This window comes from Streptomyces sp. NPDC001514, assembly GCF_053597075.1.
On record NZ_JBSFHO010000015.1, the window covers coordinates 165,149 to 181,550 of the forward strand.

The 16,402-nt window shown below is 71.0% G+C and carries 16 protein-coding genes; 7 read left to right on the forward strand and 9 right to left on the reverse strand.

The window, feature by feature from the left end:
• Positions 1-2: 2 nt before the first annotated feature.
• The 8 genes from ACWCXB_RS18330 to ACWCXB_RS18365 are packed head-to-tail and all read right to left on the reverse strand — an operon-like array spanning position 3 to position 6,757.
• Positions 3-1,994: an NADH-quinone oxidoreductase subunit 5 family protein gene (locus ACWCXB_RS18330; protein WP_450723984.1), complete on the reverse strand. Its 1,992-nt coding sequence runs from the start codon at positions 1,992-1,994 to the stop codon at positions 3-5.
• Positions 1,991-2,359, reverse strand: a complete 369-nt coding sequence (gene nuoK, locus ACWCXB_RS18335; RefSeq protein ID WP_450723986.1) for an NADH-quinone oxidoreductase subunit NuoK — start codon at positions 2,357-2,359, stop codon at positions 1,991-1,993. Before nuoK ends, ACWCXB_RS18330 begins: the two co-directional genes overlap by 4 nt.
• The gene (locus ACWCXB_RS18340; protein WP_450723988.1) at positions 2,359-2,907 is read right to left on the reverse strand and encodes an NADH-quinone oxidoreductase subunit J family protein; all 549 of its coding nucleotides are present in this window, start codon (positions 2,905-2,907) and stop codon (positions 2,359-2,361) included. The genes nuoK and ACWCXB_RS18340 overlap by 1 nt, the downstream gene beginning before the upstream one ends.
• Positions 2,904-3,497: a NuoI/complex I 23 kDa subunit family protein gene (locus tag ACWCXB_RS18345; protein ID WP_450723990.1), complete on the reverse strand. Its 594-nt coding sequence runs from the start codon at positions 3,495-3,497 to the stop codon at positions 2,904-2,906. The genes ACWCXB_RS18340 and ACWCXB_RS18345 overlap by 4 nt, the downstream gene beginning before the upstream one ends.
• On the reverse strand, positions 3,497-4,465 hold the full coding sequence (locus ACWCXB_RS18350) for a complex I subunit 1/NuoH family protein (RefSeq protein ID WP_450723992.1): 969 nt from the start codon (positions 4,463-4,465) through the stop codon (positions 3,497-3,499). Before ACWCXB_RS18350 ends, ACWCXB_RS18345 begins: the two co-directional genes overlap by 1 nt.
• Entirely contained in the window at positions 4,462-5,730 is a 1,269-nt protein-coding gene (locus tag ACWCXB_RS18355; RefSeq protein WP_450723994.1) for an NADH-quinone oxidoreductase subunit C, read from the reverse strand. The genes ACWCXB_RS18350 and ACWCXB_RS18355 overlap by 4 nt, the downstream gene beginning before the upstream one ends.
• Entirely contained in the window at positions 5,727-6,365 is a 639-nt protein-coding gene (locus ACWCXB_RS18360; protein ID WP_450723996.1) for an NADH-quinone oxidoreductase subunit B, read from the reverse strand. The genes ACWCXB_RS18355 and ACWCXB_RS18360 overlap by 4 nt, the downstream gene beginning before the upstream one ends.
• Positions 6,356-6,757 (reverse strand): NADH-quinone oxidoreductase subunit A, encoded by a 402-nt coding sequence (locus ACWCXB_RS18365; RefSeq protein WP_450723998.1) that lies wholly within the window; start codon positions 6,755-6,757, stop codon positions 6,356-6,358. Before ACWCXB_RS18365 ends, ACWCXB_RS18360 begins: the two co-directional genes overlap by 10 nt.
• A 276-nt stretch (positions 6,758-7,033) precedes the next feature.
• Between ACWCXB_RS18365 and ACWCXB_RS18370 the strand changes: the two genes are divergently transcribed.
• From ACWCXB_RS18370 to ACWCXB_RS18390, 5 genes are all read left to right on the forward strand, one after another.
• Positions 7,034-8,218, forward strand: coding sequence for a sensor histidine kinase (locus tag ACWCXB_RS18370; RefSeq protein ID WP_450724015.1), 1,185 nt, complete (start codon positions 7,034-7,036; stop codon positions 8,216-8,218).
• 170 nt (positions 8,219-8,388) lie between these two features.
• On the forward strand, positions 8,389-9,708 hold the full coding sequence (locus ACWCXB_RS18375; protein ID WP_450724000.1) for a sensor histidine kinase: 1,320 nt from the start codon (positions 8,389-8,391) through the stop codon (positions 9,706-9,708).
• 301 nt (positions 9,709-10,009) lie between these two features.
• The gene (locus ACWCXB_RS18380; RefSeq protein ID WP_450724017.1) at positions 10,010-10,669 is read left to right on the forward strand and encodes a LuxR C-terminal-related transcriptional regulator; all 660 of its coding nucleotides are present in this window, start codon (positions 10,010-10,012) and stop codon (positions 10,667-10,669) included.
• A gap of 236 nt (positions 10,670-10,905) precedes the next feature.
• The gene (locus tag ACWCXB_RS18385; RefSeq protein WP_450724002.1) at positions 10,906-12,852 is read left to right on the forward strand and encodes a 2-oxoacid:acceptor oxidoreductase subunit alpha; all 1,947 of its coding nucleotides are present in this window, start codon (positions 10,906-10,908) and stop codon (positions 12,850-12,852) included.
• Positions 12,845-13,906 (forward strand): 2-oxoacid:ferredoxin oxidoreductase subunit beta, encoded by a 1,062-nt coding sequence (locus tag ACWCXB_RS18390; RefSeq protein WP_450724004.1) that lies wholly within the window; start codon positions 12,845-12,847, stop codon positions 13,904-13,906. Before ACWCXB_RS18385 ends, ACWCXB_RS18390 begins: the two co-directional genes overlap by 8 nt.
• A gap of 86 nt (positions 13,907-13,992) precedes the next feature.
• Here the strand turns inward: ACWCXB_RS18390 and ACWCXB_RS18395 are convergent, their stop codons facing one another.
• Entirely contained in the window at positions 13,993-14,331 is a 339-nt protein-coding gene (locus tag ACWCXB_RS18395; protein WP_450724019.1) for a winged helix-turn-helix transcriptional regulator, read from the reverse strand.
• 127 nt (positions 14,332-14,458) lie between these two features.
• On the opposite strand from ACWCXB_RS18395, the gene ACWCXB_RS18400 reads away from it, so the two are divergent.
• Positions 14,459-15,322 carry an SDR family oxidoreductase gene (locus ACWCXB_RS18400; protein WP_450724006.1) on the forward strand — a complete coding sequence of 288 codons (864 nt, stop codon included), beginning with the start codon at positions 14,459-14,461 and terminating at the stop codon, positions 15,320-15,322.
• Positions 15,323-15,501: 179 nt separating this feature from the next.
• The coding region (gene rarD, locus ACWCXB_RS18405) for an EamA family transporter RarD (RefSeq protein WP_450724021.1) at positions 15,502-16,402 on the forward strand (901 nt) is incomplete at its 3' end.

The window sequence follows — 16,402 nt, forward strand, 5'->3', positions numbered from 1 at the left end:
GCTCACACTCCGGCGGCGACGAGTACGGCGGCGATCGCCAGGACGACGGAGCCGGCCAGCAGGGCGCTGAGGTAGGTCTGCACATTGCCGGTCTGGGCGCGGCGGACGAGCCATCCCAGCCAGTTGGTGCCGGTCCCTGCGCCGCGTACGTACGTGTCGACGACCTCGCGGTCCAGGAAGCGGACCAGCTCGGCGCCGGCCTGGACGGGGCGGACGAAGAGGGTGCGGTAGACGGCGTCGAGGTGGAAGCCGGCGGCCGCGGGGCGGTGCAGCGGGCCGAGCAGCAGCCGGCCCGGGTCGGCGGGATCGGCCAGCGGGTGCGGCATGTGCAGGGCCTCCGCCTCTACCAGGCCGGGCTCGGCTTCGGGGTGGGCGACGAGCTGGGGCTGCTCCACGGCGGGCGCTCCGGCACGGGCGCGGGCGGCGAGGGCCGTGGTGTGCCGCCAGGCGCCGTAGGTGAGCAGTCCGCCGACGAGGGCGACACCCGTGCCGAGGACGGCGGTGGTGAGCGACGGGCTGAGGGCCCGTCCGTCGAACCAGTCGTCGAGGTACGCCGCTGTCAGGCCGAAGCCGAGAGAAGGGACGGCGAGCACCCAGAGCACCGCGTTCATGGCGAGGGGCTGCCTGCCGTGGTCGGGGGCCTCGGCGCCGTGGCCGCGGAACGCAAGCAGCCACAGGCGGGTCGCATAGGCGGCGGTGAGGAGGGCGGTGAGCAGTCCTGCGACCAGGACGGTCCAGCCCGCCCCGGCCGGGGCGAACGCGGACTCGCCGAGAGCGGTGTGCTCGGCGGCCACGAGCACGGCCTCCTTGGAGAAGAAGCCGGCGAAGGGAGGGATGGCGGCGAGCGCGAGCAGGGCGATGGTCATCGTCCAGTACGCGTCGGGGATCCGCCTGGCCAGGCCGCTCATGCGGGACATGGCGGACAGCGAGTTGGTGCCGGCGGCGTGGATGATCACGCCGGCGGCGAGGAAGAGCACTGCCTTGAACGCGCCGTGCGCAAGGAGGTGGAAGACGGCGGCGCCGCGGTCACCGACGGCCAGGGCGCCCGACATGTAGCCGAGCTGGCCGATGGTCGAGTAGGCGAGGACCCGCTTGATGTCGTCCTGGGCGAGGGCGGCGAGCGCCGAGCCGACCATCGTGACGGCGGCCATCACGGCGAGCACGAGCAGAGCGGTCGCGGACGCGGCGAAGACAGGGAGGAGCCGGGCCACGAAGTACACACCGGCGGCGACCATCGTCGCGGCGTGGATCAGTGCGGAGACCGGAGTGGGGCCCGCCATGGCGTCGGGAAGCCAGGTGTGCAGCGGGAACTGCGCGGACTTGCCCGCGACGCCCGCGAGCAGCAGCAGCGCGACGAGCGTCGGGTGGTCGATGGCGCCGGCGGCGACGGCGCCGAGGATTCCGGTGATGCGGAACGTTCCGGCGTCCACGGCGAGCGCGAAGAGACCGAAGAGGAAGGGGACGTCGCCGAGCTTGGTGACCAGGAAGGCCTTCAGGGAGGCCGCGCGCGCCTCGGGCGTCTCCCAGTAGTGCCCGACCAGGAAGTACGAGCAGATGCCCATGATCTCCCAGCCGACCAGCAGCACCATCAGGTCGCCGGAGTAGACGACGAGCAGCATCGCGGAGGTGAAGAGGGAGACGAGCGCCGCGTACGAGGGGTAGCGCGGGTCGTCGCGCAGATAGGCCGTCGAGTAGATCTGCACGCATGACGCGATGACCCCGACGAGGACGGCGACCAGCACCGCGAAGCCGTCGAGGTACAGGGCGAGGTCGATGGGGATCGAGCCGGTGGGGGTGAGCTGGGTGGACGCGACGATCGGCTTGCCGCCGCCCTGGCGCACGGCGACGAGGGCCGCGAGCACGGCGGCGGCCAGCGTCGGCAGGACGGCCAGGGGGCGGACGAAACCGGGTGCGGTCCGGCCGAGGAGCAGGCCGGCGGCTGCGCCGAGGAACGGAAGGAGGGGGACGAGTACGGCGAGGGTCGTCGTGGTCACGCGGTGGCCTCAGCCTTCTCTGCCGGGGCGGGCTCGCCCGCCTCCTCGGCGCCCCTGGCGCCCTCGGCGGTGTCACGGAGCTTGTCGATGTCCGAGGTGCCGCGATTGCGGTAGACCATCAGGACGATCGCCAGGCCGATGCCGATCTCGGCGGCGGCGATGGCGATGGTGAAGAGGGTGAGGGCCTGTCCGGTGTGCAGGGTGTCGCGGAGCCACACGTCGAAGGCGACCAGGTTGAGATTGACCGCATTGAGCATCAGCTCGACGGACATGAGGACCAGGATCGCGTTGCGGCGCGCGAGCACTCCGTACAGCCCGGTGCAGAAGAGCAGGGCGGAGAGCACGGCGGGGTAGGCGAGGTGCATCAGCGCTGCTCCTTACCGCTCTTACGGGACAGGACGATCGCGCCGACGAGGGCTGCCAGGAGGAGGACGGAGAGCGCCTCGAACGGCAGCACCCAGTGCCGGAACAGAATCTCGCCGGACACCCTGGTGGAGCCCTGTATGGGACCGTCCAGGTCGATCCAGGTCGTGCGGAAGGCGTCGACGACCACCCACACCAGGGCAGCCGCGGCAGCGACGGCCACGGCGAGGGCGGCCGGGCGGTTGCCCGAGTCGGCGTCCGGGGAGCGGCCGATGGGGGCCTTGGTGAGCATCAGCCCGAAGAGAAGGAGGACCACGACGGAACCGACGTAGATCAGCACCTGGACCCAGGCGATGAACTCGGCGGTCAGGAGGAGGTACTCGACGGCGAGACCGCCCAGCGCCACGACCAGCCAGAGGGCGGCGTGCACCAGCTGCCTGGTGGTGACCGTGACGGCGGCGGCCGCGAGGGTGGCGATACCGACGAGGACGAACGCGATCTCGACACCGGTCGGGGAGAGGAAGCCGCTCGCTTCGGCTGCGAGGCTCACGACGTCCCCTCCTGGGTCTCCTCGGCAGCGGCAGCCTGCTCAGCGGCAGCCGCCTGCTCGGCCGCGAGCTTCTCGGCGGCCAGCTTCTCGACGGTCTTGCGGGCGGCGGCGAGCTCCTTGGGCTCCTCCGCGGCCGGGTCGAGCGCGGGCGGCTCCGGGACCGTCCACATCCACTCGCGGAGCTTGTCGCGCTCATGGGTGAGCTCGAGGATGTCCGTCTCCGCGTACTCGAACTCCGGCGACCAGAACAGCGCGTCGAAAGGACACACCTCGATGCAGATACCGCAGTACATGCAGAGCGAGAAGTCGATAGCGAAGCGGTCGAGGACATTGCGGCTGCGCTCACGGCCACCGGGGGTGGCCGCGGGGACCGTCTCCTTGTGGGAGTCGATGTAGATGCACCAGTCGGGGCACTCACGGGCGCAGAGCATGCAGACCGTGCAGTTCTCCTCGAACAGGCCGATGACGCCTCGCGTGCGGGGCGGGAGCTCGGGCTGGGCGTCCGGGTACTGCGCGGTGTGGGACTTCCGCGTCATCGTGCGAAGCGTGACGGCAAGGCCCTTGGCCAGGCCGGATCCGGGGATCGGCATTACTGGATCACCACCTTCACGACGCCGGTGAGGGCGATCTGGGCGAGGGCGAGCGGGATGAGCGTCGTCCAGGCGAGCTTCTGCAGCTGGTCCTCACGCAGCCGCGGATAGGTCACGCGCAGCCAGATCACGATGAAGGCGAGCACGGCCGTCTTGAGCAGGGTCCAGACCCAGCCGAGGCCCTCGGCCCCGAACGGGCCGTGCCAGCCTCCGAGGAACAGGACGGTGGTGAGACCGCAGAGCACGACGATGCCCGCGTACTCGGCAAGCAGGAAGAGCGCGAAACGGAGGCCGGTGTACTCGGTGTACGCGCCGAAGATGATCTCGGAGTCGGCGACCGGCATGTCGAAGGGCGGGCGCTGCAGCTCGGCGAGGCCGGCGACGAAGAACACGAGGGCGCCGACGATCTGCCAGGGCAGCCACCACCACTCGAAGGCGTTCAGGATGCCCGGGAGCGAGACGGTGCCGGCCGCCATCGCGACGGAGGCGGCGGCGAGCAGCATCGGCAGCTCGTAGGCGAGGAGCTGAGCGGCGGTGCGGAGGCCGCCGAGGAGGGAGAACTTGTTGGCGGAGGCCCAGCCCGCCATGAGCGAGCCGAGCACGCCGACGCCCATGACGGCGAGCACGAAGAAGATGCCCGCGTCGACGATTATTCCGACCGCGCCCTCGCTCGGGCCGATCGGGATCGCGACGAGGACCAGGAGATAGGGGAGGAGCGCGACGGCGGGCGCGAGCTGGAAGATGCGGCGGTCGGCGTTGGCCGGGACCACGTCCTCCTTCTGCGCGAACTTCACGCCGTCCGCGACGAGCTGGGCCCAGCCGTGGAAGCCACCGGCGTACATCGGGCCGAGGCGGCCCTGCATATGGGCCATCACCTTGTGCTCGGTCTGCCCGATGACGAGGGGCAGGACGAGGAACACGGCGAAGATGACGACCAGCCGCAGGGCGACGTCGAGTGCGTCGTTCATGCGGGGTCGCCTCCTTCGGAGCCGGCCGGCTCGTTGCCGGGTCCTTCGTCGGACCCGCTCGCCGGACGGACGGTCGGGGTGGTGCCGGGCGCGGGCTCCGCTTCATTCGCGGGCGCCCGCTCGGGGCTGGGCTCGGGCGCGGGCTCGGGCTCGGTATCCGGCTCAGGCGCCGGCTCGGGCTCGGGCTCGGGCTTCGCCTGCGGCTCGGGCTTCGCCTGAGCCCCTGACGCGGGCTCGGGTTTGGGTTCAGCCCCCGGCTCGTGCTTGGGCTCGGCCTCCGGCTCGGTTTTGGCCTCGGCGGCGTCGAATGCCGGGCGGGCGTGGTGCCAGGGGGCGTCGGCGCTGCGGGGGCGCGCGGCCGGGGCCGCGGTTTCCGATGCGGCGTCGGTCCCCGCCTCGCGCTGCGTCGCCGAGCCTTCGCTCGCGCTGCGCGCGCGCCGGGCCGGGCGCGCGGTGGGCGGCTCAGGAGCCGACGGTGCCTCAACCGACGCCACGGGCTCGGCGGCCGGCGGCCGCCGGCTCACGGAGCCCTCCGTAGCGGTGCGGGCGCGGCGGGCCGGGGCCGCAGGTGCTTCCGCCGTCTCAGGAGCCTGGCTCGCGGAGCCCTCCGTCACGCTGCGGGTGCGGCGCGGCGGCCGCTCACCCGCGGCGCGGGGGGTGCGGGCCGGACGGGCCGGGGCAGGGGGGAGCTGGCCCTTGAGCGGGCCCCACTCGTTCGGGTCGGGGACACCGGGCGGGAGCATCTGGCGGCGCTTCGGGCCGCCGTGCTCGGACTCCCCCGGCTCCTTCGCGCCGGGCCAGGCCTTGGCGACGCGGGCCGCCAGGACGAAGTCCTTGCGCAGCGGGTGGCCTTCGAAGCCCTCCGGGAGCAGCAGCGGAACCAGGTGCGGGTGATCGGTGAAGGAGACGCCGAACATCTCGTACGTCTCACGCTCGTGCCAGGCCGCGCCCGCATAGACGCCGACCGCCGTCGGGAGGGCCGGGGCGTCGTGCGGGACCGTCGTACGGAGCAGAAGGCGGCGCACCTCCGCCCCTGCCCCCGCATCCGGCAGCGCGACGACGTGCGCGCAGACACGGAAGCCCGTGCCCGGCTCGTCGACGGCGCTCAGCCAGTCGAAATAGGTGCAGCCGAGCTCGTCGCGGGCGGTGCGCAGCGCGTCGAGCCAGCCGGCCGCGGGCACGTCCACGGTCAGCACGTCGTACGCCGCCTCGGCGGTGGCGTCCGGTCCGAAGCGCTCGGCGACGTCGATGTCGAAGGCAGTCACGAAGCGGCTCCCGGGGAGACCGGGGAGGCATCCGACGACGCCTCCGGGGCGGGAGGCGGGGTGACCAGGCCACTGCGGAGTTCGCTCACGGAGGCACGGCCCGGGGCGGAGCCGTAGCGCTCGCCCAGCGACTCGCGCGCGATCTTCTCCTGGAGCTTGAGGATCCCCTGGAGCAGCGCCTCGGGCCGCGGCGGGCAGCCCGGGACGTACACATCGACGGGGATGATCTGGTCGACGCCCTTGGTCACGGAGTACGAGTCCCAGTAGGGCCCGCCGCAGTTCGAGCAGGCGCCGAAGGAGATGACGTACTTCGGCTCGGGCATCTGCTCGTACAGCCGCTTCACCGCCGGCGCCATCTTGTCGGTCACGGTGCCCGAGACGACCATCAGGTCGGCCTGGCGCGGGCCGGGCGCGAAGGGGATCACGCCGAGCCGGATGAAGTCGTGCCGGGACATCGACGCGGCGATGAACTCGATCGCGCAGCAGGCGAGCCCGAAGTTGAAGACCCAGAGGCTGTATCGGCGGCCCCAGTTCAGGACCACCTTCATCGGCTCGGGAGCGAGCCGGGCGAGGGCGCCCAGCCGCTTCGGTTCCGGAAGCAGCACGGGCTCGGGGATCTGCGGGGTCACGTCCATGCCAGGACGCCCTTCTTCCATGCGTAGAGCAGTCCCACGGCCAGGAAGCCGAGGAAGATGAACATCTCCACGAGCGTCGTCGCCCCGTATCCGGCGGCGGCGAAGACCGTCGCCCACGGGAACAGGAAGATCGAGTCGACAGCGAAGATCACGTAGAGGAAGGCGTAGACGTAGTAGCGGACCTGGGTGTGGGCCCAGCCCTCCCCCACGGGGTCGACTCCGCATTCGTACGTGAGCAGCTTCTCGGGGGTCGGCACGACCGGCCGCAGCAGGCGGCCCGCGCCGAAGGCCACCGCGACGAAGAGGACTCCGATCACGGCGAGCAGCCCGACGACCGAGTAGCTCTGGAAGTAGTCGGCCGCGAGTACGGTCGGTTCGGTGGGTTCCGGCACGTCCGTCCCTCGCTCCCTGCCCCGGTGTTCGACGATTCGTTCGACGATCTGGTTCGACGATCCTTTCGCACGGGAGTCTAGGCCCTGCTAAGGGCAGGGTAAGCAGCTGTGTCACGCATTGGTCAGGATCGGGCGATCGTCAGGCGCTCCAGGGGTGGGGATATCCCTACTTCGCCCCACCCACATACCCCATGGCGTGCGGGGATGCGACCCGGCAGGCTGGGGCGCATGACCGTGACCAGCGATGCCAGCGCCGCCGTGGAGGATGCCAGCGCCATGGAGAACGAAGGGCCGCCGCCCGTCCAGTTCGCGTACGGCCGGCACACCTGGAAGGAGATCGCGTATCTCCTCTCCGGTCTGCCGTGCGCGCTTCTCGGATTTGTTTACACGGTTTTCATGGTGGCGACCGGTGCGGCGCTTTCGGTCACGGTCATCGGTCTGCCTCTCCTCGCCGGCGGTCTGGCCGGATCGCGGCTGCTGGGCAGGTGGGAGCGGGCACGGGCGCGCGGGCTGCTCGGGGTACGGGTGGACGAGCCGAGCCCGCTCCCGCGCCGCCCCGGCGACAGCTTCCTCGGCCGGATGTGGACCGGGCTGAAGGACCCGGTGGCCTGGCGGTCCGTGCTGTACGCGTTCATACGGCTGCCGTGGGGCGTGCTCGGCTTCGTCATCACTCTGACGGGACTGTTCGTCTTCTGGCCCGTGCTGCCGTACGTGGCACGGGGGATGGCGAACGTCGACCGGGCCCTGGTGCGCGGGCTGCTCTCGCCGTCCGACGAGCTGGAGCGCCGGATAGCCGAGCTCGAGTCGGACCGGGGCGTGGTCGTGGACACGGCGGCCGCCGATCTACGGCGCATCGAGCGCGATCTGCACGACGGGGCGCAGGCCCGGCTGGTCGCCCTCGCCATGGGGCTCGGTCTGGCCAAGGAGAAGCTGCTGGAGGGCCAGGCCGACGAAACCGTCGCAGCGATGGTCGACGAGGCGCACGGCGAGGTGAAGCTGGCGCTGCAGGAGCTGAGGGATCTGGCGCGCGGCATCCACCCGGCCGTCCTCACCGACCGCGGCCTCGACGCCGCCCTGTCCGCCGTCGCCTCCCGCTGCACCGTGCCGGTGCAGGTCACCGTCGGCCTGAAGGCCCGCCCGGCCGAGGCGATCGAGGGCATCGCCTACTTCACGGTCTCCGAGCTGCTGCAGAACGTCAGCAAGCACGCGCAGGCGCGCCAGGCGTCCGTCGACGTCTGGCGCAGGGACGACCGGCTGCTGATCCAGGTGCAGGACGACGGGCGCGGCGGGGCATCGACCGAGGGCGGTACGGGGATGGCCGGCCTGGCCGAGCGCCTCGGGGCGGTGGACGGGCTGTTCGTCGTGGACTCCCCGCCGGGCGGACCGACGGTCGTCACGGCAGAGCTGCCCTGGCGCGACCGGGTGCCCGCGGCGCGGCAGCCCGCGCCCGGTGCCAGGTAGGGAAAACCCCCCTCCAAGAGGGATACCGGCTGCATGGTGCCGTGTTCGCGCGCTCAGCAGCATGGGAGCGAGCATCCCGGGGCGCAGCAGACGAGCAGCCACCACGTGCAGCCGCTGCCCAGCCACCACGCCGCCGCTGCGCAGCAGACGAGCAGAAACGGACGACCACGATGGCCACAGCATTCGGAACGGAACCGGCGACCCGGCTCCACCGGCTTCCCCAGGCGCTGCGCGCGCCGTTCGAGGCCCGCAGCTGGCGCGAGTTCGGCTATCTCATGCTGAGTCTGCCGCTCAGCGTCGTCTTCTTCTCCCTCGCCGTCTCCTTCGCGGCGGCCGGCAGCGGCTTGGTGGTCACCTTCCTCGGCATTCCGGTCCTGGCCGCCACCCTGGCCATGTGCCGCGGCTTCGGCACGCTGGAGCGGGCGCGGGCGCGAGCCCTTCTCCGCCTCGACATCGCCGACCCCGCCCCGGTCCGGCCCCGGAGGGGCGGGGCGATGGCGTGGATCGGCACGATGCTGAAGAGCGGGGTGTCCTGGCGGCACCTGCTCTACGCACTGCTGCATCTGCCGTGGGCGGTGTTCGCGTTCTGCGTCGCGCTTCCCTTCTGGGCATACGGCTGGGGCTTCGCCACGTATCCGCTCTGGCACTGGGTGTTCCCGGTGTACGTCGGTGTGGACGGGCTCCAGCTGTACGGCGACGGGACGCACAACGTCTACCTCGACTCCCCCTTCGAGCTCGCCGTGACCAGCGCGACGGGCCTGCTGCTGGTCCTGGTGACCCCGTGGATCGTCCGAGGGCTCGCCACCGTGGACCGGCTGCTGGTCACGGGCCTGCTGGGCCCGTCCCGGCTGGAGGGCCGCGTGGTGGAGCTGGAGTCGGACCGGGGCGTGGTCGTGGACACGGCGGCCGCCGACCTGCGGCGCATCGAGCGCGATCTGCACGACGGGGCGCAGGCCCGGCTCGTGGCTCTGGCGATGGACCTGGGCCTGGCCAAGGAGAAGCTCCAGGAGGACCCGCAGGCGGCCGCGCGGATGGTGGAGGAAGCGCACGGAGAGGTGAAGACGGCGCTCCAGGAGCTGCGCGACCTGGCGCGCGGCATACATCCGGCCGTGCTCACCGACCGAGGCCTGGACGCGGCCCTGTCCGCCGTGGCCTCCCGCTGCACGGTTCCGGTCCGGGTGGAGGTGGACCTACCGGCCCGCCCGGTCCCGGCGATCGAGGGCATCGCCTACTTCACGGTCTCCGAGTTGCTGCAGAACATCAGCAAGCACGCGCAGGCGCGCCAGGCGTCCGTCGATGTGTGGCGGGCGCAGGAGCGGCTGATGCTGCAGGTCAGGGACGACGGGCGGGGCGGCGCCGAGGTGTCGGCCGGCAGCGGCCTGGCGGGGCTGGCCGAGCGGCTCGACGCGGTCGACGGGATTCTCCTCGTCGACTCGCCGCCCGGCGGGCCGACGGTCGTCACGGCAGAACTGCCCTGGCGGGCCGTCTGACCTGCAGGCGCTCGGCGCATGACGGTGTACGGATACGCGTGGACGGATACGCGTGGACGGCGCGGCGCGCACGGCCGAAGGCCTGAGCCCGCGCCGTACGCGCGCGCCCACGCGCCCGCACCGTGGCCTCCGCGCACCGTCGTACGGGGAGCAGCGCGCCATGACACCGGGCAGACCGTGCCGCCACGCCAGGCATGGATTACGCGTGGGTGAGCGCGCCCGGGTGCCGATGCTGGGATGCTGGAGGTGCAGGGGCGGGACGTAGAACGACATATGGGGGCTGCTGGTCGTGGAGGACAGGGTGCGGGTGGTCATCGCCGAGGACTCGGTACTGCTTCGGGAAGGCCTGACCCGGCTGCTGACCGACCGCGGGCACGACGTGGTCGCCGGCGTGGGGGATGCCGACGCGTTGATCAAGACGGTCGGGGAGCTCGCGGCGCAGGACACGCCGCCGGATGTCGTGGTCGCCGATGTGAGGATGCCGCCGACGCACACCGACGAGGGGGTTCGCGCGGCCGTCCGGCTGCGCCGCGATCACCCCGGGATAGGGGTGCTGGTGCTGTCGCAGTACGTCGAGGAGCAGTACGCCACCGAGCTGCTCGCCGGGAACAGCCGGGGCGTGGGCTATCTGCTGAAGGACCGGGTCGCCGAGGTCCGGGAGTTCGTGGACGCCGTCGTCCGGGTGGCCCGGGGCGGCACCGCGCTGGACCCGGAGGTGGTGGCGCAGCTGCTGGGCCGCAGCCGTAAGCAGGACGTCCTGGCCGGGCTGACGCCGCGCGAGCGGGAGGTCCTCGGTCTGATGGCGGAGGGCCGGACGAACTCGGCGATCGCGAAACAGCTGGTCGTGAGCGACGGAGCGGTGGAGAAGCACGTGAGCAACATCTTCCTGAAGCTCGGACTCTCCCCCAGCGACGGGGATCATCGGCGTGTTCTGGCCGTGCTGACCTACCTCAATTCATGATCACCTGACACCCTGTCAGGCGAGTCGGGCACAGAACCGAAGGTGCAGCCGGGAGCGTCTTACAGAAAGGACCCGGGGGGCGAACAGAACATGGCAAACCAGGGCATCGGGATGTCTCAGATCGACGTCCAGTATGTGAGCGATCCAGGGAAGGCCACCCTTACCGACGTAGGGTTGACCTTGGAGCGACCGGTGAGCCGGCCGCAGCCCAGCCGCCTCGAAGGAGGTCCAGTTCAGTGACCAGCCAGGTCAGTAGCCCAGCCGAGCACACAGACGAGGCAGACGAGACCGGTGAGACCCTGCTCGGGGGACAGCGCAGGCCCCCCGGCGACAAGGAGGTCCGCCGTCTGGACCGGGTGATCATCCGGTTCGCCGGTGACTCCGGTGACGGTATGCAGCTGACAGGTGACCGTTTCACGTCGGAGACGGCGTCGTTCGGCAACGACCTGTCCACGCTCCCGAACTTCCCGGCCGAGATTCGCGCGCCCGCAGGCACCCTGCCGGGTGTCTCCTCGTTCCAGCTCCACTTCGCCGACCACGACATCCTCACCCCCGGTGACGCGCCGAACGTCCTGGTCGCGATGAATCCTGCCGCGCTGAAGGCGAACATCGGCGATGTGCCGCGCGGCGGCGAGATCATCGTCAACACGGACGAGTTCGCCAAGCGCGCCATGGCCAAGGTCGGCTACGACGCCTCCCCGCTCGAGGACGGCTCGCTGGACGGCTACAACGTCCACCCGATCCCGCTGACGACGCTGACGATCGAAGCGCTGAAGGAGTTCGGGCTCTCCCGCAAGGAGGCCGAGCGCTCCAAGAACATGTTCGCGCTGGGTCTGCTGAGCTGGATGTACCACCGGCCGACCGAGGGCACCGAGAAGTTCCTGCGCGCCAAGTTCGCCAAGAAGCCGGAGATCGCCGAGGCGAATGTGGCGGCCTTCCGGGCCGGCTGGAACTTCGGCGAGACCACCGAGGACTTCGCCGTCTCCTACGAGGTCGCCCCCGCCGTCACGGCCTTCCCGACGGGCACGTACCGCAACATCTCCGGGAACCTGGCGCTTTCGTACGGCCTGGTCGCCGCGTCCCAGCAGGCGGATCTGCCGCTCTACCTGGGCTCGTACCCCATCACGCCGGCCTCGGACATCCTGCACGAGCTGTCCAAGCACAAGAACTTCGGTGTGCGGACCTTCCAGGCCGAGGACGAGATCGCGGGCATCGGCGCGGCGCTCGGCGCGGCCTTCGGCGGCTCCCTGGCCGTGACGACGACCTCCGGCCCGGGTGTGGCGCTGAAGTCCGAGACGATCGGCCTGGCGGTCTCGCTGGAGCTGCCGCTGCTGATCGTGGACATCCAGCGCGGCGGCCCGTCGACCGGTCTGCCCACCAAGACCGAGCAGGCCGACCTGCTGCAGGCGATGTACGGGCGCAACGGCGAGGCCCCGGTCCCGATCGTGGCCCCGAAGACCCCCGCGGACTGCTTCGACGCGGCGCTGGAGGCGGCCCGGATCGCGCTGACGTACCGCACCCCGGTGTTCCTCCTGTCCGACGGCTACCTGGCCAACGGCAGCGAGCCGTGGCGGATCCCGGACGTGGACGAACTCCCCGATCTGCGGGTGCAGTTCGCCACCGGGCCGAACCACACCACGGAGGACGGCACCGAGGTCTTCTGGCCGTACAAGCGGGACCCGCAGACGCTGGCCCGCCCCTGGGCGCTGCCCGGCACCCCGGGCCTGGAGCACCGGATCGGCGGCATCGAGAAGCAGGACGGGACGGGCAACATCTCCTACGACCCGGCCAACCACGACTTCATGGTCCGCGTCCGCCAGGCCAAGGTCGACGGCATCCAGGTGCCGGACCTCGAGGTGGACGACCCGGACGGCGCCCGCACGCTCGTGCTGGGCTGGGGCTCGACGTACGGGCCGATCACCGCCGCCGTGCGCCGGCTGCGGATCGCCGGCCTCCCCATCGCGCAGGCACATCTGCGCCACCTCAACCCGTTCCCGCGGAATCTGGGCGAGGTCCTGAAGCGTTACGACAAGGTAGTGGTGCCGGAGATGAACCTCGGCCAGCTCGCCGGCCTGATCCGGGCGAGATTCCTGGTCGACGCGCAGTCCTACAACCAGGTCAACGGCATGCCGTTCAAGGCCGAGCAGCTGGCCACGGCTCTCAAGGAGGCCATCAATGACTGAGACAGCGTCCACTTTGCTGTCCCTGGTTCCGAAGGCCGAGGCCAAGCAGTCGATGAAGGACTTCAAGTCGGATCAGGAGGTCCGCTGGTGCCCCGGCTGCGGTGACTACGCGATCCTCGCCGCCGTGCAGGGCTTCATGCCCGAGCTCGGCCTGGCGAAGGAGAACATCGTCTTCGTCTCCGGCATCGGCTGCTCCTCCCGCTTCCCGTACTACATGAACACGTACGGGATGCACTCGATCCACGGCCGCGCCCCCGCCATCGCGACCGGACTCGCCTCCTCGCGCCGCGATCTGAGCGTCTGGGTCGTCACCGGCGACGGCGATGCCCTCTCGATCGGCGGCAACCACCTGATCCACGCCCTGCGGCGCAACGTCAACCTCAAGATCCTGCTCTTCAACAACAGGATCTACGGCCTGACCAAGGGCCAGTACAGCCCGACCTCCGAGGTCGGCAAGATCACCAAGTCGACGCCGATGGGCTCGCTCGACGCGCCCTTCAACCCGGTGTCGCTGGCGATCGGCGCCGAGGCCTCCTTCGTCGCCCGTACGGTCGACTCCGACCGCAAGCACCTCACCGAGGTGCTGCGCGCCGCCGCCGACCACCCGGGCACGGCGCTGGTGGAGATCTACCAGAACTGCAACATCTTCAACGACGGCGCCTTCGACGTCCTCAAGGACAAGCAGCAGGCCGAGGAGGCCGTGATCCGCCTGGAGCACGGCGAGCCGATCCGCTTCGGCGCGGACGGTGTGAAGGGTGTCGTCCGGGACGAGGCGACCGGCGATCTGAAGGTCGTCGCGGTCACTCCGGAGAACGAGTCGCGGATCCTCGTCCACGACGCGCACAGCTCCAGCCCGACCACCGCTTTCGCGCTGTCCCGGCTGGCCGACCCGGACACGTTGCACAACACGCCCATCGGCGTGTTCCGCAGCGTCGAGCGGCCGGTCTACGACACCCAGATGGCCGACCAGCTCGACGCCGCGATCGAGCAGAACGGCAAGGGCGACCTGGCCGCGCTGCTGGCCGGCAACGACACCTGGACCGTCGTCGGCTGACCGGTACAGGCTGACGACCCGACCGGGCCTACGGGTCAGCCCGTAGCGTCCGCCGAGGTCCTGCTCCCGAAGCCCGGGCTCCTTCCCTAGGAGGCCCGGGCTTCGTCGTACGCCTCCCGCGCCCGCTCCACGTCCGGGACGCGCCGCTCGCTCCAGCGGGCCAGCGCCCACACCTGCTCGGCGGCCTCCCTGCCGAGCGGGGTCAGGGAGTAGTCCACGCGCGGCGGGATGACGGGCTTGGCGTCGCGGTGCACGAAGCCGTCGCGCTCCAGCGTCTGGAGTGTCTGCGCCAGCATCTTCTCGCTGACCCCGTCGATCGCGCGGCGCAGCTCGCTGAAGCGGTGCGAGCGGTCCAGCAGCGCCGCGAGGACGAGGACGCCCCAGCGGCTGGTGACGTGTTCGAGAACGAGCCGGGACGGGCACATCGTCCGGTTCACATCATGCCTTGCACTTACGCTCACGCCAGTACCTTACGCGAAAGTGGGTACTTTCTGATAGTTAGCACCAGCCGTAGGGTGAGTGTCGAGCCCCTACGAAACGGAGAAATCCCCCATGAGCATCGTCGTCACCGGAGCCACCGGGCATCTCGGCCGCCTCGTCATCGAGCAGCTCCTCGCCGTCAGCACCCCCGTCGGAGACATCGCCGCGGTCGTACGCAGCAAGGAGAAGGCCGCCGGCCTCGCCGAGCAGGGCGTCGAGCTCCGCATCGCCGACTACTCGGCGCCCGAGACGCTCGTCGGCGCCTTCAAGCAGGGTGACCGGGTGCTGCTGATCTCCGGGAACGAGGTCGGCCGGCGGGTGCAGCAGCACCAGGCCGTGATCGACGCGGCGAAGGCGGCCGGGGTCGCCCAGCTCGCGTACACCGGCGTACTCGGCGGGCCCGAGGCCGACTTCCGGCTGGCCGACGAGCACAAGGCCACCGAGCAGGCGATCCTCGACTCCGGCCTTCCGTACACCTTCCTGCGCAACGGCTGGTACACCGAGAACTACACGGGCAATCTCGCTCCGGTGCTGGAGCACGGCGCGGTCGTCGCCAACGCCGGTGCGGGCCGGGTCGCGGCCGCCGCCCGCGCCGACTACGCGGCCGCCGCGGCGGCCGTACTGACCGGCGACGGCCACCTCGGCCGGGCGTACGAGCTCAGCGGGGACACGGCCTGGTCGCTCGCCGAGTACGCGGCCGAGATCGCGAAGCAGACCGGCAAGGACATCGCGTACAACAACGTCCCCGCCGAGGTCCACCAGCAGATCCTGACCGGCGCGGGTCTCCCCGAGGGCTTCGCCGCGATCCTCGTCGACGTGGACAAGGCGATCGAGCGCGGACTGCTCGCCCGCACGAGCGGCGACCTCGGCCGGCTGATCGGCCGGCCGACGACGCCGCTCGCGGACACGGTCGCCGTGGCCCTCGCGCAGCAGTAATGACCGTATTGTGGATACGGGCATGACAGTCGGCCCTGCCCGGCGCTACCTTCGACCAGGACCTGTCCGGCCCATCAGGCCGGACGGGACCCAGGGCAGCGTGGCGCAGGGCGGCTGGAGGGCCAGTGAAGGACAGCGAACAGCGGGCAGGACTGCTGTACGGGATCGGCGCCTACGGCATGTGGGGTCTGGTCCCGCTCTTCTGGCCGCTGCTGAAGCCGGCCGACGCCGCCGAGATCCTCGCCCACCGCATGGTCTGGTCCCTGGCCGTGGTGGCGGTCGCGCTGCTGGCGCTGCGCCGCTGGGCCTGGATACCCGGGCTGCTGCGGGAGCCCCGCAAGCTCGGCCTGATCGCCGTCGCCGCGACGGTGATCACGGTCAACTGGGGCGTCTACATCTGGGCCGTCAACGCAGGTCAGGTGGTCGAGGCGTCGCTCGGCTACTTCATCAATCCGCTGGTCACCATCGCCATGGGCGTGCTGCTGCTGAAGGAGCGACTGCGGCCCGCGCAGTGGGCGGCGGTCGGCATCGGCTTCGCGGCGGTGCTGGTGCTGACGGTGGGGTACGGCTGTCCGCCGTGGATCTCGCTGATCCTGGCGTTCTCCTTCGCGGTCTACGGACTGATCAAAAAGAAGATCAACATCGGGGGCCTGGAGTCGCTGGCGGCGGAGACGGCGGTGCAGTTCCTGCCGGCGCTCGGCTATCTGGTGTGGCTGGGGGCGCAGGGGTCGGCCACGTTCGGCACGGCGGGGGCGGGTCATGCGGCCCTGCTGGCGGCGACGGGCGTGGTCACCGCCGCTCCCCTGGTGTGCTTCGGAGCGGCGGCGATACGGGTGCCGCTGTCGACGCTGGGGCTGCTCCAGTATCTGGCGCCGGTGTTCCAGTTCCTGCTGGGTGTCGTCTACTTCCATGAGGCCATGCCGGCCGAGCGGTGGGCCGGATTCTCGCTGGTCTGGCTGGCGTTGACGATCCTGACCTGGGATGCGCTGCGGACCGCTCGGCGCACGCGAGGGGAGGCGGCGCGGCTGGGCCTTGTCGGCGACCGTGCCGCTGAGCGGGTGGCCGAATTCGCTGACGACG

Excerpts from the sequence above, each read along its gene's own strand:
- ACWCXB_RS18395 (WP_450724019.1), bottom strand. The coding sequence starts at position 14,331 with ATGTGCCCGTCCCGGCTCGTTCTCGAACACGTCACCAGCCGCTGGGGC.
- ACWCXB_RS18390 (WP_450724004.1), top strand. The coding sequence starts at position 12,845 with ATGACTGAGACAGCGTCCACTTTGCTGTCCCTGGTTCCGAAGGCCGAG.
- ACWCXB_RS18350 (WP_450723992.1), bottom strand. The coding sequence starts at position 4,465 with ATGAACGACGCACTCGACGTCGCCCTGCGGCTGGTCGTCATCTTCGCC.
- ACWCXB_RS18345 (WP_450723990.1), bottom strand. The coding sequence starts at position 3,497 with ATGCCGATCCCCGGATCCGGCCTGGCCAAGGGCCTTGCCGTCACGCTT.
- ACWCXB_RS18375 (WP_450724000.1), top strand. The coding sequence starts at position 8,389 with ATGGCCACAGCATTCGGAACGGAACCGGCGACCCGGCTCCACCGGCTT.
- ACWCXB_RS18400 (WP_450724006.1), top strand. The coding sequence starts at position 14,459 with ATGAGCATCGTCGTCACCGGAGCCACCGGGCATCTCGGCCGCCTCGTC.
- ACWCXB_RS18360 (WP_450723996.1), bottom strand. The coding sequence starts at position 6,365 with ATGGACGTGACCCCGCAGATCCCCGAGCCCGTGCTGCTTCCGGAACCG.
- ACWCXB_RS18370 (WP_450724015.1), top strand. The coding sequence starts at position 7,034 with ATGGAGAACGAAGGGCCGCCGCCCGTCCAGTTCGCGTACGGCCGGCAC.
- nuoK (WP_450723986.1), bottom strand. The coding sequence starts at position 2,359 with ATGCACCTCGCCTACCCCGCCGTGCTCTCCGCCCTGCTCTTCTGCACC.